This is a genomic window from Methylibium sp. Pch-M, from assembly GCF_004136295.1.
Classification (GTDB): Bacteria; Pseudomonadota; Gammaproteobacteria; order Burkholderiales; family Burkholderiaceae_C; genus Methylibium; species Methylibium petroleiphilum.
This window is the reverse complement of the sequence record NZ_CP029606.1, coordinates 1,688,718-1,701,616: the sequence shown is the minus strand read 5'-3', so window position 1 is coordinate 1,701,616 and position 12,899 is coordinate 1,688,718. Positions and strand designations below refer to the sequence as shown.

The following is a 12,899-nucleotide window of genomic DNA, read 5'->3' as shown; positions in this document are numbered from 1 at the left end:
CTGTGCTCGAATGCCGGCTTCGCCCCTCTTGCGGAACGCAGCGCGTGCAAGCCCTCATCGCCCTCGTCGTCCAGCACGGCCTGATCGTCGTGTTCGCCACCACGCTGGCGGCGCGCATCGGCGTGCCGCTGCCGGCTGCGCCGCTGCTGGTGGTGGCCGGCGGCCTGGCGGTCGGCGGCACGCTGTCGCTGCCGGCGCTGCTGGCGGTCGCGGTCGTCGCCAACGTGCTGGGCGATGCGGCATGGTTCGTCGCCGGGCGGCACTACGGGCATCGCGTGCTCGGGCTGCTGTGCCGCATCTCGCTGTCGCCCGATTCCTGCGTGCGCCAGAGCGAGGCGCTGATCCTGCGCTGGGGCGGCAGCTCGCTGGTGGCGGCCAAGTTCGTGCCCGGCGTCTCGGTCGTCGCGGCGCCGATGGCCGGTGCGGTGGGCATGAGCGCCGCGCGCTTCGTCGCCTACGACGCGCTGGGCGGGGCCGTCTGGTCGCTGGTGTTCCTGGGCCTGGGCGCGGTGTTCAGCACGCAGATCCAGGCGCTGCTCGACGTGCTGGCCCGGGCCGGCGCCGCGGCGACCGCACTGCTGCTGCTGGCCGTCGCCGGCTTCGTGCTGTGGCGCTACCTGCGGCGGCGGCGCTTCCGCAACGCCGCAGCCATGTCCCGCATCACGCAGGCCGAACTGCAGGCGTTGATCGATGAGGGCGCAGGGCCCGTGATCCTCGACGTGCGCTCCGGCGCCGCCACCGGTCTTGATCTGCGCCACATTCCCGGCGCATGGCGCGTGGAGTTGAGCGAGGTCGCGGTGCATGCGTCGCAGTTGCCGCGCGACCGCGAGATCGTGCTGTATTGCAACTGCCCCAACGAGGCCTCGGCGGCCACCGCCGCGCAGGCGCTGCGGGCGGCGGGGTTGCAGCGCGTGCGACCGCTGGCCGGCGGACTGGAGGGGTGGGCGGCGATGGGCCGCGCGGTGGCCGAGGGTCGGCCGCCGCCGCTGCCCTAGGACGTGGGTGCCGCAGGCGCCATCTGCTTGCAGACGTTGCCGCCGACGATGGTGAGCCGCAGGCTGCCGCCATGCCACTCGAGCCAGTTCAGGGCCACGTAGTCGGCGATGACGCCGGCGTCGATGAGGTCGGCGCGCCGCTGCTTCAGGTGGTCGACGGTCTGCCGCAGGCCATCGCGCAGCATCTCGCGACGTGGATCGGGGCGGGCAGCCGCCGGCAGGGAGCGCCGCTTGGGCGTCGGGGGGCGTTGGAGGGCGATAAGGTTCTCCAGGAGCGGGCTCCCACAGTAACAGCAGTGGCGCGACGCGGCCAGGCATTTCTCCGCATGCCATGATCCCGCGATGAAGGGCGTGCCGCCGCATTTCGACCACCCGCTCGATGCCGTCGAGTTCCGCCGCCCGGGCCACCGCGAGGGCGTCGAGCTGTACCGCGCGCACATCGTGCGCCACGCCTTCGAGCCGCACACCCACGAGGCCTTCGGCCTGGGCGCCATCGAGTCGGGGGTCGAGCGCTTCCGCTACCGCGGCGCGGACCACCTGGCGCCGGCCGACTCGCTGGTGCTGATGAACCCCGACGAACTGCACACCGGCCGCGCCGAGACCGACGGCGGCTGGCGCTACCGCATGGTCTACCTCGATGTCGACGTGGTCGAGCGCATCAGCGGCGAGCGCGGCTGGCATTTCGGCGACGCAGTGGGCCACGACGCGCCACGCGCGCGCCGCGTCGGTGCGCTGCTGCAGCGGCTCTGGCAGGCCGACGAGCCGCTCGCGTTCGACAGCCTGCTGCACACGCTGCTGGCCGAGTTCCGCAGCCACGCCCGCGTGGCGCGCGAGAGCCCGGCCGAAGGAGCCTTGCGCTTCGCGCCGGTGGTGGACTACCTGCGCGCCCATCTCGATCGCCGCCTCACGCTCGACGAACTGGCGGCGGTGGCCGGCCTCAGCCCCTTCCATTTCCTGCGCCGCTTCAAGGCGCAGTACCACGTCACGCCACAGCAGATGCTGATGGCGCTGCGGCTGTTCGAGGCCAAGCGCCTGCTGGCGGCCGGCGAACCGGCGGCGCAGGTCGCCGCGGCCACCGGGCTCACCGACCAGGCGCACCTGACGCGCACCTTCGCGCGCCGCTACGGCGTCACGCCGGCGCGTTACCAGCGGCAGGTGCGGCGGCGCTAGCTGCCGGTCGCGCGGCCCGGCTCAGGGGAAGGCCGGCACGTCCGGCTCCACGCCCTCGAAATGCGCCTCCGGGTGCGTGGCCTGCAGCAGCGACTCGATCTCCTGCACGCGCGAGCGCGGCACGTCGACCATCAGCAGCAGCTGGCCGTCCGCCAGCGCGCCCTCGAAGCGGCGCAGCCGCCCGCTCGGTGCGGCGATGCCGATCATGCTCGACGACCAGGCCCCCAGCAGGCCGCCCAGCACCGCGAGCACCGCCGCCATCGCCCACTGCGGCGAATCGAGCGCCGACCGCAGTTCGGCGCCGCTCCAGTCGGACGACGCGAACACCGCGCGCAGCGCCGCCAGCCCCGACTCGGCACCGCCGACGATCGGGAAGAACATCGCGGCCAGCACGCCGATCACCGCGCCGCCCAGCCCGCCGATCACCAGCCCGGCCTGCGCCGAGCGCAGCAGGTCGGAGGTCTGCAGGAGGTTCGCGGCGTGCAGCCCGGACAGGTCGGCGTTCTCGCGCGCGACGAAGTGGATGTGGGCGTCGCCGATGCGGGCGAGCAGCAGGTCGTTCATGGTCCGCCTGGCGCTCGTCAGGTCGGGCAGCAGCCAATAGATGCGTCTGCGCATGGCACCCTCCTTGAGTGGTCGCGGGGCCCACCCCGCGGGGCGATCGACGTTCCGCTTATACGCCGGCCCATTCATGCGTCGCAAGCAGGGTCAAGGCGCAAGCCGGTACAAGACCGCCGGCGCGGCGGGCGGCTACGCTCGCGGGATCATGTGGATCGGAACCCTGTTCGCGCTGTCCGCCGGCCTGATGTGGGGCCTGGTGTTCATCGCCCCGACCTTGCTGGCCGACTACCCGGCGGCCCTGCTGTCGTTCGCGCGCTATCTCGCCTTCGGGCTGATCGCGCTGCCGCTGGCGTGGCTGGACCGCGCGCGCCTCGCGCAGTTCACGCGCGCCGACTGGCGCGAGGCGCTGCGCCTGTCGCTCGTCGGCAACCTGCTGTACTACCTGTGCCTCGCGGCGGCCATCCAGCGCGCCGGCGGGCCGCTGCCGACGATGATCATCGGCACGCTGCCGGTGGTGATCGCGATCACCTCCAACCTGCGCGACGCCGCGCGCGACGGCCGGCTGCCCTGGGGCCGGCTGGCGCCCTCGCTGGCGCTCATCGCGGCCGGCATCGGCTGCGTTAACCAGGCCGAGCTCGCCGCGCTGCGCGCCGACCCGCAGGCCGACCTGGGCCGCTACGCCGTCGGCGCGCTGCTGGCCGTCGGCGCGGTGGCGTGCTGGACCTGGTACCCGCTGCGCAACGCCGACTGGCTGCGCGCGCACGCCGACCGCAGTCCGCGCACCTGGGCCACCGCACAGGGCGTGGCGACGCTGCTGCCGGCGGCGCTGGGTTTCGCGGGCTTCTGGGCGTGGAACGCGGCGAGCGGCCAGGCCTTCGCGATGCCCTTCGGCCCGCAACCCGAGCGCTTCGTGCTGCTGATGCTCGCGGTCGGCCTGTTCGCTTCCTGGCTGGGCACGCTGTGCTGGAACGAGGCCAGCCAGCGCCTGCCGACCTCGCTGGTCGGCCAGCTCATCGTGTTCGAGACGCTGTCGGCGCTGGCCTATGCCTATGCGCTGCGCCAGGAATGGCCCGGTCCGCTCACGCTCGCCGGCGTGGCGTTGCTGATTGCCGGCGTGATGTGGGCGTTGCGGGTGCGCCCCGAGCCGCTGGCGGCCGAGGCGCACCCGGCCTGAGCGCCCGCCGCGGCGCTACTCGCAGGCGCCGGCGCTGAACAGCTCGCCGGCCACCTGCGCGAACGACTGCTGCAGCACCGTGAGCTCGGTCTCGGCGCGCGCGCCGCCCTTGCTGCCGTCCTCGATGTGCTCGGTCGTCTGCAGCTTGCTGACGGGTGTGCGCTGGCGCGGCGTCATGGTGACGTTGAGCGTGAGCTTGTGCGACGGCAGCACGCGCGGCACGCCGCGCATCTGCTCGCGCACGTGGCGCTGGCAGCTGGCGCGGTCGGTGCCCGGCAGCTTCAGCCCGAGCGGCACGCCGCCGATCGACACGCCCTGCGTGCAGGCGCGCAGCGCGCTTTCCAGCTTGTCGTACTCCGGGTTGTCGACCCGGGAACGCGCCCACTCGATGACGTCGACGCCGATGCGGCAGCGCGCGCTCGCATCCTGCGGCGGCACCACCGGGCGGCCGGCGGACTCGCTCAGCCACGATGCGACGTAGGTGGTCCAGTTGGGGTTGACGCGGCCGCGCTGCTTCACGCCCTCGAGCGCGACCGGCACGCCGCGCACCGCGGTGCGGAAGCGGTCGCCGACCAGGCGGTCGATGACGTCGAAACGCAGCACGTCCACGCGGTCGTCGGCCTCGCGCACGCTCACCACGATGCCGGCGAAACGGCCGTTCGAGCGCACGATCGAGCCGCTGTCGGACTGGATGATGCGCAGCTTGTCCTCGAAGGCCAGCGTGTGCCATTGCGAGGTGCCGCCGGCCGCGCGCAGCCGCACGATGGTCTCGCGGCCGCCGGGGTAGTGGCGCACCACCTCGAAGGGTGCGTTCGCGGCAGCGGCGGCGGGCGCCACCTCCGACGCATCGGGCCAGCGGTCGTTGCAGGCCACGACGGAGCGTGCCGGCAGTTCGATCAGCGCCAGGTCCTCGGTGCGCGACGGGTTGTAGTAGATGCGCTGTCCGGTGGCCTTGCCGCCCTGGCGGTCGGTGACGGTGATGTCGGCGCCGGTCTCCGCGACCACGTGGCCGGCGGTGACGACGAGGCAGTTGTCGCCGCGCCGAAAGCCGTAGCCCGAGCCGTTGGAGTCGCCCTGGCGGATGTCGACCGGCTCGGCGCCGGCGGTGGAGATCAGGGCCGGTGCCAGCAGCAGGCCGAGCCATCGGGCGATCGGGAGGGGTGTCATCGGGCAGGCGGGTGGGTCGTCAGGGGGCGGGTCGAAACAGTCCGGGCAGCGTGGTGACCGTCTGCGCCAGCGTGCCGAGCAGCAGCAGGGTGGCCGCGAACATCTGCACGAACTGCAGCGAGACGAAGCGGTTCCACCAGGTGACGGCGACGGCGCGCTGTTCGCCGCCGTGCTGCGCGATGCCGATGCGCGCGGTCGTCACGTGCAGCTTCACGTCGAGTGCGCGATCCTTGTTGTCGTAGACGATGCCGGTGGCGCTCACCGGCGTGGTGCCCAGGCAGGCGAGCTGCGCGGGCGCCTCGGCATGCATCAGGCAGGCATGCGTGTCGACGCGGCTGCCGGCGTCCAGGGCCTCCTCGATCACCGGCACGCTGCGGTCGGTGAAGGGCTCGCGGGTGCGCGCCTCGAGCTTGCCCTCGCGCAGCAGCGGCGAGGTGGTCTGCTGCCAGCCGCCGCCGTGGCGCAGCAGTTCCCCCAGCACCACGCGGCCGCTCAGCAGCAGCACGGTACCGGACGGCTTGTCGTCCTCGTCCTTCTGCGGGCCCGCTGCGGCGGGCCGTGTCGTCCGCACGCTCAGCGCGCGCGGTCCCTTCGCGGGGTCGGTCGGCAGTTCCAGCACCTGGTCGTCGACCGTCACCACCACCGCCGGCTGGCCGGTCTGGGCGATGCAGCGCGCGTGCAGCGGCCCGCGGGTCAGGTCGATGCGCCACAAGCCGTCGGGGCGCCGCTCCAGCACCGCGCGCGCGCCGCCGCGCAGGTGCACGCTGGTGGCGCTGGCGCCTCGCCCCGGCGCTGTCGCGCCGGCCCCGAGCGCCACGGCCTCGGCCCTGCCGAGGTCCCAGACCAGTTCCTGGTCGCACAGCGGCTCGACCGACAGGACGTCGGTGTTCGCGGTCAGCGTGAACGCCGTGTCGGTCGCGGTGCGCAGGCTGAGCGGCAGCGCGATGGCCGCCGCCAGCGCTGCGAGCAGCAGCATCACGGCCAGGTGGGAGAGCAGGTGTCGCACCGTGCGCGGGCCTTCACCAGCCGACGACGACCGGCTGCTCCAGCTCTTCGAAGCCGTCGCGGCGCACCAGCGTGAGCTTGCCCTTGCTGCCCACGACGTTGGCGAGCGGCAGTTCGCACAGCATGTCGAAGCGCACCGTCGACTTGTCCGGCGCCCGCCGGCACATCTCGGGCGGACGGCCCTTCACCGCGACCAGCATCTCCGGGGCGCGCCGGCTGTTGACATACAACCGCAGCGTCGCGGCCGTCGCCGTTGCGGACGGGACCTCCCAGGCCGCGACCATCGGATGCTCGACCGACGAGCCGTTCTCGACATAGCGCACCGACACCGCGACGCGCTCGGGCGCCAGCGGATTGGGGCGCAGGCGCTTGCCGTCCCTCGGTTTGAGTTCGAGCTCGATCCATTCGCCCTCGCGGGCCTCGCCCTGGAAGACGCCGTCGCCACGCAGCCGGCCATCGGCGGTGGTGAGGCTGACGCGCACCTGCCCGCTGAACGGCGCCTTGGCGCGGGCGTAGAGGAACTGCGCGCCGATCTGCGACTGCACGCCGATCAGGGCCGCGCCCACCACCGCCTGGCCCTGCACCTGGGTCGGCGGGTCGGCCACCTCGCGGTACTCCTGGCCTGCCACGGGAGTGAAGGGCCCCGCCAGCACCTCGCAGCCCGCGATCAGCGCAAACAGCCCGGCCCCGCGTGCGCGCCAACGGCCGCGCCCGTCACGAACTCCCATGCTCTCCCCTTGCAGTCGCCGGTATCGTAGACAGCAATCTGCAAGAGAACAAGCGCAGCGCGGGGCCCACCGACAGGTCCTCGGGGCCGTCAGGCCAGCGCCTCGTCGAGCACCTCCACCCAGTGCTTCACCGGCGTCGGCGTGCCGCTCTGCAGGTGCTGGATGCAGCCGATGTTGGCCGACACGATGGCCTGGGCGCCCACCGGCGCCAGCGCGGCGAGCTTGCGGTCGCGCAGCTGGTAGGCCAGCGCCGGCTGCAGCACCGAGTAGGTGCCGGCCGAGCCGCAGCACAGGTGGCTGTCGGTCGGGGTCAGCGTGACGTCGAAGCCGAGCTCGCGCAGGCCGCTCTCCACGCCGCCGCGCAACTGCTGGCCGTGCTGAAGCGTGCAGGGCGGATGGAACGCGAGCTTGGGGGCCTTGCCGCGCAGCCGCGGCTTGAGCTTGGGCACCAGGTCGGGCAGCAGTTCGCTCAGGTCCCGGGTCAGCGCCGAGATCCTGGCGGCGCGCTCGGCATAGGCCGGGTCGTGCTTCAGGTGGCGGGCGTAGTCCTTGACGGTCACGCCGCAGCCCGAGGCGTTCATCACGATCGCCTCGACGGCGCCCTGCCCGGTCAGGCCCTCGACCAGCGGCCACCAGGCGTCGATGTTGCGGCGCATGTCGGCCAGGCCACCGTCGTGGTCGCCGAGGTGGTCGCGGATGGCGCCGCAGCAGCCGGCGTCGTCGGCCACCAGGGTCTGGATGCCGGCGGCGTCGAGCACGCGCGCGGTGGCGCTGTTGATGTTCGGCGCCATCGCCGGCTGCACGCAGCCCAGCAGCATCAGCACCTTGCGCGGGTGGCTGCGCGTCGGCCAGCGGTGCGCGCTGGCAGGCGCCTTCGGCGGGACCTTGGCCTTCAGCGCCGCGGGCACCAGCGGACGGAACAGCTGGCCGAGCTTCATCGCCGGGGCGAACAGCGGCGAGGTCAGGCCTTCCTTCAGCGCCGTGCGGGCGGCGCGTTCGCCGGCCGGGCGCTCGACCTTGGCATCGACCACGCGGCGGCCGATGTCCACCAGCGCGCCGTACTGCACGCCCGACGGGCAGGTGGACTCGCAGTTGCGGCAGGTCAGGCAGCGGTCCAGGTGGAGCTGGGTCTTGCGCGTCGGCTCGGCGCCCTCGAGCACCTGCTTGATCAGGTAGATGCGGCCGCGCGGGCCGTCGAGTTCGTCGCCCAGCAGCTGGTAGGTCGGGCAGGTGGCGGTGCAGAAGCCGCAGTGCACGCACTTGCGCAGGATCGCTTCGGCATCGGCGCCGTCGGCGCTGCCCTGGTATTCGGGGGCAAGGGTGGTTTGCATCGTGCGGGGTCAGCTCACAGATCGGGGTAGAGGCGGCCGCGGTTGAACACGCCGGCCGGGTCGAACTCGCGCTTGAGCTCGCGCTGGATGCGCTGCAGCGGCGCACTCAGCGGCGCGAACACGCCGGCCGCCTTGTCGCCGCCGCGGAACAGCGTGGCGTGGCCGCCGGCGCGCTGGGCCGCCTCGCGCACCGTGGCCGCGCTGGCGGCGGTGCACCACCAGCGCTGCGCGCCGCCCCATTCGATCAGCTGCTCGCCGGGCAGCGCGATCGGCGCGGCCGTCTGCGGGACCGACAGGCGCCACAGCGCCGCACCGGTGTTCGACTCGACCGCGGTGCGGGCCTTCACGAAGAACTCGTCCTCGTGATCGCGCAGGCCGTCCCAGAACGGCGTGGCCAGGCTGTCTTCCACGCCCTCGCCGCGGTACCGGGTGAGCAGGGTGTCGACGGCGGCGTTCACGGCGGCGCGTGCGCCGCGCAGCCGCAGCAGCAGCATGCCGGCCCACCACGCGCTGGCGCTGATTGGCAGCGGCTGGCCGCCCCAGGCGTTGAGCTGCTGCAGCGCAGCGGCCTCGTCGAGTTCGAAGCGCAGCGTGGCCGTGGCCGGCTGCACCGGCAGCACCTTCAGCGACACCTCCAGCACGACGCCCAGCACGCCCATCGAGCCGCACAGCAGGCGCGACACGTCGTAGCCGGCCACGTTCTTCATCACCTGGCCGCCGAAGCTCAGCACCTCGGCGCGGCCGTTCAGCAGCGTGGCGCCGAGCACGTGGTCGCGCACCGCGCCCACGCTGGCGCGGCTGGGCCCGCTCAGGCCGGCCGCGACGAGCCCGCCCACCGTGCCCTTGGCGGCCGAGCCGACGCGAAAGCGCGGCGGTTCGAACGGCAGGCACTGGCCGTGCTCGGCGAGCGCTGCCTCCAGCTCGGCGATCGGCGTGCCGGCGCGTGCGCTCACCACCAGCTCGGTGGGTTCGTAGCTGGAGATGCCAGTGAGCCCGGTGGTGTGCAGCGCCTCGCCGTGGCGCGGGCCGCCGTAGAAGGCCTTGGAGCCGTGGCCGGCGATCTCGAGCGGGGTGCCGTCGGCCTGCGCGGCACGCACGCGCTCGACCAGGGCGCGCAAGGCGGGGTCGTCGTCGGGAGGGGTCATCGTCGGGGCACGGGTTCTCGAACGGGTTGGGGGCGACCGGCGTCAGAACCGCGGCAGGTCGGGAAAGGGCAGCAGGCCCTTCTTCACGTGCATCTTTCCGTACTCGGCGCAGCGGTGCAGCGTGGGGATCACCTTGCCGGGGTTCAGCAGGCCGGCCGCGTCGAAGGCGCGCTTGAGGCCGAGCATCTGCTCGCGCTCGGCCGGCGTGAACTGCACGCACATCGAGGCGAGCTTCTCGACGCCCACGCCGTGCTCGCCGGTCACGGTGCCGCCGAGCATCACGCTGGTCTCCAGGATGTCGGCGCCGAACAGCTCGGCGCGGTGCAGCTGGTCGGGGTCGTTGGCGTCGAACAGGATCAGCGGGTGCAGGTTGCCGTCGCCGGCGTGGAACACGTTGCAGCAGCGCAGGCCGTACTTCGTCTCCATCTCGGTGATGCGGGTCAGGATCTCGGCCAGCTTCTTGCGCGGGATGGTCGAGTCCATGCACATGTAGTCGGGGCTGATGCGCCCGCTCGCCGGGAAGGCGTTCATGCGCCCGCTCCAGAACTTCAGGCGCTCGGCCTCGCTGGTGCTGATGTCGAAGCGCGTCGCGCCGGCGCCCTCCATCACCGCCACCATGCGCGCGATCTCCTCCTCCACCTCCTCGGGTGTGCCGTCGCTCTCGCAGATGAGGATGGCGTGGGCGTCGAGGTCGTAGCCGGCGTGCACGAAGTCCTCGACGGCGGCGGTCATCGGCTTGTCCATCATCTCCAGCCCGGCCGGGATGATGCCGGCGCCGATCAGCGCGGCCACCGCGTTGCCGGCCTTGCGCACGTCGTCGAAGCTGGCCAGGATGGCGCGCGCCAGCAGCGGCTTGGGCACCAGCTTCACGGTGACCTCGAGCGTCACCGCGAGCATGCCCTCGGAGCCGATCACGGCCGACAGCAGGTCCAGGCCGGGCGCGTCGAGCGCCTCGGAGCCGAACTCGACCGGCTCGCCCTCGACGGTGTAGCCGCGCACCCTCAGCACGTTGTGGATCGTCAGGCCGTACTTCAGGCAGTGCATGCCGCCGGAGTTCTCGGCCACGTTGCCGCCGATCGTGCAGGCGATCTTGCTGCTCGGGTCGGGCGCGTAGTACAGGCCGTGCGGCGCGGCGGCCTCGCTGATGGCCGCGTTGCGCACGCCGGACTGCACGACGGCGGTGCGGCTGACCGGATCGACCTTCAGGATCTTGTTGAACTTGGCCAGCGACAGCGTGACGCCCAGCTCGTGCGGCATCGCGCCGCCCGACAGGCCGGTGCCGGCGCCGCGCGCCACCACCGGCACCGCGAGGCGGTGGCAGGCCTTCAGCACCGCGGCGACCTGGGTCTCGGTCTCCGGCAGCGCCACGACCAGCGGCATGGCGCGGTAGGCGGTGAGGCCGTCGCATTCATAGGGAACGGTGTCCTCGCGCTGCCACAGCAGCGCATGGGCGGGCAGCAGCGGCGCGAGCGCGGCCACCACTTCGGCCTGGCGGCGGCTGCGTTCTTCGCGGGACGGGGCGGCAGGCAGCGCGGTCGCGGCGAGCGGTGCGTTCATCGAGGTCTCCTGGCGTGGCCGCCGATCCCCACGGATGGCGACGGCCGCACTCAACGCGCGAGCTTAAGCGCTGCCGACCCCGCCGGCCGTGCGCTCGGGTTCTGGCGGTTTTGACGCGGACGAGGGCAATGGCACGCGACGAACGCCGCAGGCCGGTCTCGTCAATGGTCCACCAGCGTGCCCGGCGGTGGCGTGGCGCCGGGGCGGGGCGGGACCTTGGGGCCAGGTCGCTCCGGCGGGCGATGCTCCGGCGGGCGCACCGTGGGAGGTGGACGCGGTCGCACCGGGCGGTGCGGGATCACGACCACCGGCGGTGGCGCTTCCGCCTCGGCGCGGGCGCGGGCCGCCTCGCGCTCGGCCTCGGCCTGTGCCGCCTTCGCGCGGGCGAGCTCGACTTCCTGGTCGCGTTCGCGCTGCTGTTCGATCTGGCGGCCGATGCGTTCGCTGACCGCGGCCGATTCGCGCTGCGCCGCGGCGCGGCGCGCGTCGGCCTCGGCCGGGTCTTCCGGGGTGGTGGTCCAGCGGCGTTCGGTCCTCGCACCCGGCTGCGGCCGGTCGGTGAAGATCACGCGGCCATCGGGCAGGCGCTGCTGCACGATCGCGCGCGCGGCGGGGGCTGTGGTTGCGGCGGCCGAGGCCGCCGACGCCGGCGTGGCGGTGGGGGTCGGCTGGGCAGACGCCGGCGCGTGCAGGGCCAGCGCCATCAGGCCCGCGACGATCGGAAGCGACGGGACGCGCATGCTTGTCAGACCGCGACCCTGCACGCCGGTTCCCCGGGGCGAGACCGCCGCCGCAAGGCCCGGCAGCGCTTCGGGCAGGTCCTCACGCCGGCGCGGTGAACACGGTCAGCACGCCGGTGTAGCCGTAGAGATGGCGGTGGCCGATCTCGCCCGCGGCGAAGAAGCCGACCAGCGGCACGTCGCCGAGCGCATGGCGCAGCAGCTGCAGCTCGGCCGACGGCGCCCCGAAGTGCGGGCCGCCGCGGCCGGTGCAGCTCACGTAGAGCGCTCCGGCGATCCGGCGCCCGCCGGTGGGGGCCGTGCCGCCGTCCGGCAGCTCCTCGGGCTCAAGGGCGCTGCGGATCTCGGTGGCGATGCGCACCAGGTCGCGGCGGGCCGCCTCGGTGTCGCGGTGGCAGAAGGCCAGCTGCTGGCCGGCCAGCGCGGTGTCGGCGATCGCGATGCCGCGGCGCTGCGGGTCGATGCCGATCAGGTGGCGCACCCGCGTCTCGGTGCCGAAGGCATGGCCGCGCGCCGCGGTGACGAACTCGCCCGGCTGCGGGGCCGCGGTGTCGCTCAGCCCGACCAGCGTGCTGCGCATGCGGGGCAGCGCCTCGCGCGGCGCCTGCTCGTCGACGGCCAGATCGCCCAGCAGGCAGTCGAGCGCGGGCCGGTCGTCGAGTTCGTAGACCACGTTGCGCTCGATCCGCGTGATGGCCCGCACCGGGCCCACCGGCTGGCAGCCCTGGGTGATGCGCGAGACGATCGCCACGTCGGCCGTGAACGCCACGCCCGACAGGCCGCCGGTGAACACGCCGCCTTCACCGGCGTCGCCGCCGCCGGGCGCGGCGATCGTCAGCACGCGGTTGCGCGCCGAGCCGAGGCCGCCGAACAGGTAGCCGCTGTCGACCCGCTCGCTCAACTCGCTGACCAGCTCCGACAGCTCGGGCGTCGACGGGTCGGCGTGCACCAGCGCCGTGTGCGGCACGAAGCCGGAATCGCCCTGCAGCGGCCGACGTCCGGAGAACACGCGGAACTGTTCGTGCGGCATCGCCGCCAGCATCACCGCGAGCCCGGGCTCGTCGAAGTACTCGACACCGCTCGCGCAGACGCCGATCCCGACGCTGCCGACCCAGGCGGTGCCCGGAAAGCGCTCGCGCAGGTCGGCCAGCAGGGCCTCGGCGGCGTTGGCGTGGTGGTCGGTCAGGTAGCACCAGCCCAGCGTCGGCGCGGGGCGGTCGGCGAGCTGGGCGTCGAGCTGCGCGCACACCAGCCCCAGGGCCAGCCGGGCGTCGGGGTGGGTGGCGTGGGCGTGGGCAAAGGCTTGCATCGAGTCCGGCACGGGAA

Annotated in this window: 13 protein-coding genes; 3 read left to right on the top strand and 10 right to left on the bottom strand. The window is 73.5% G+C overall.

What is annotated here, in order from left to right; genetic code table 11:
• The first annotated feature begins 44 nt into the window (after positions 1–44).
• Complete coding sequence (locus C1M51_RS08170) at positions 45–995, top strand: rhodanese-like domain-containing protein (protein ID WP_129449002.1); 951 nt, start codon at positions 45–47, stop codon at positions 993–995.
• Here C1M51_RS08170 and C1M51_RS08165 read toward each other — a convergent pair.
• On the bottom strand, positions 992–1,180 hold the full coding sequence (locus C1M51_RS08165) for a hypothetical protein (protein ID WP_036232445.1): 189 nt from the start codon (positions 1,178–1,180) through the stop codon (positions 992–994). The two genes, C1M51_RS08170 and C1M51_RS08165, sit on opposite strands and share 4 nt — an antisense overlap.
• A gap of 157 nt (positions 1,181–1,337) precedes the next feature.
• On the opposite strand from C1M51_RS08165, the gene C1M51_RS08160 reads away from it, so the two are divergent.
• The gene (locus C1M51_RS08160; RefSeq protein WP_129449001.1) at positions 1,338–2,165 is read left to right on the top strand and encodes an AraC family transcriptional regulator; all 828 of its coding nucleotides are present in this window, start codon (positions 1,338–1,340) and stop codon (positions 2,163–2,165) included.
• Positions 2,166–2,186: 21 nt separating this feature from the next.
• On the opposite strand, the gene C1M51_RS08155 is transcribed toward C1M51_RS08160, so the two are convergent.
• Entirely contained in the window at positions 2,187–2,783 is a 597-nt protein-coding gene (locus C1M51_RS08155) for a DUF1269 domain-containing protein (RefSeq protein ID WP_129449000.1), read from the bottom strand.
• 148 nt (positions 2,784–2,931) lie between these two features.
• Here C1M51_RS08155 and C1M51_RS08150 point away from each other — a divergent pair, with 148 nt between their 5' ends.
• The gene (locus tag C1M51_RS08150) at positions 2,932–3,900 is read left to right on the top strand and encodes a DMT family transporter (RefSeq protein WP_129448999.1); all 969 of its coding nucleotides are present in this window, start codon (positions 2,932–2,934) and stop codon (positions 3,898–3,900) included.
• A gap of 15 nt (positions 3,901–3,915) precedes the next feature.
• Here the strand turns inward: C1M51_RS08150 and C1M51_RS08145 are convergent, their stop codons facing one another.
• The 8 genes from C1M51_RS08145 to C1M51_RS08110 all read right to left on the bottom strand — a co-directional run bounded on the left by C1M51_RS08145 (position 3,916) and on the right by C1M51_RS08110 (position 12,882).
• Positions 3,916–5,067, bottom strand: a complete 1,152-nt coding sequence (locus C1M51_RS08145) for a hypothetical protein (protein ID WP_129448998.1) — start codon at positions 5,065–5,067, stop codon at positions 3,916–3,918.
• A 19-nt stretch (positions 5,068–5,086) separates the two neighbouring features.
• Complete coding sequence (locus tag C1M51_RS08140) at positions 5,087–6,073, bottom strand: hypothetical protein (RefSeq protein ID WP_129448997.1); 987 nt, start codon at positions 6,071–6,073, stop codon at positions 5,087–5,089.
• Between the two features lie 13 nt (positions 6,074–6,086).
• Positions 6,087–6,800, bottom strand: a complete 714-nt coding sequence (locus C1M51_RS08135; RefSeq protein WP_129448996.1) for a hypothetical protein — start codon at positions 6,798–6,800, stop codon at positions 6,087–6,089.
• An 89-nt stretch (positions 6,801–6,889) separates the two neighbouring features.
• Positions 6,890–8,131 carry a glycolate oxidase subunit GlcF gene (gene glcF / locus C1M51_RS08130; RefSeq protein WP_129448995.1) on the bottom strand — a complete coding sequence of 414 codons (1,242 nt, stop codon included), beginning with the start codon at positions 8,129–8,131 and terminating at the stop codon, positions 6,890–6,892.
• Between the two features lie 14 nt (positions 8,132–8,145).
• Positions 8,146–9,276 carry a glycolate oxidase subunit GlcE gene (gene glcE / locus C1M51_RS08125; RefSeq protein WP_129448994.1) on the bottom strand — a complete coding sequence of 377 codons (1,131 nt, stop codon included), beginning with the start codon at positions 9,274–9,276 and terminating at the stop codon, positions 8,146–8,148.
• 42 nt (positions 9,277–9,318) lie between these two features.
• Positions 9,319–10,833: an FAD-linked oxidase C-terminal domain-containing protein gene (locus C1M51_RS08120; RefSeq protein WP_129448993.1), complete on the bottom strand. Its 1,515-nt coding sequence runs from the start codon at positions 10,831–10,833 to the stop codon at positions 9,319–9,321.
• 161 nt (positions 10,834–10,994) lie between these two features.
• Complete coding sequence (locus C1M51_RS08115) at positions 10,995–11,573, bottom strand: hypothetical protein (protein ID WP_129448992.1); 579 nt, start codon at positions 11,571–11,573, stop codon at positions 10,995–10,997.
• Between the two features lie 82 nt (positions 11,574–11,655).
• The gene (locus C1M51_RS08110) at positions 11,656–12,882 is read right to left on the bottom strand and encodes an FIST N-terminal domain-containing protein (RefSeq protein ID WP_129448991.1); all 1,227 of its coding nucleotides are present in this window, start codon (positions 12,880–12,882) and stop codon (positions 11,656–11,658) included.
• Positions 12,883–12,899 lie beyond the last annotated feature (17 nt).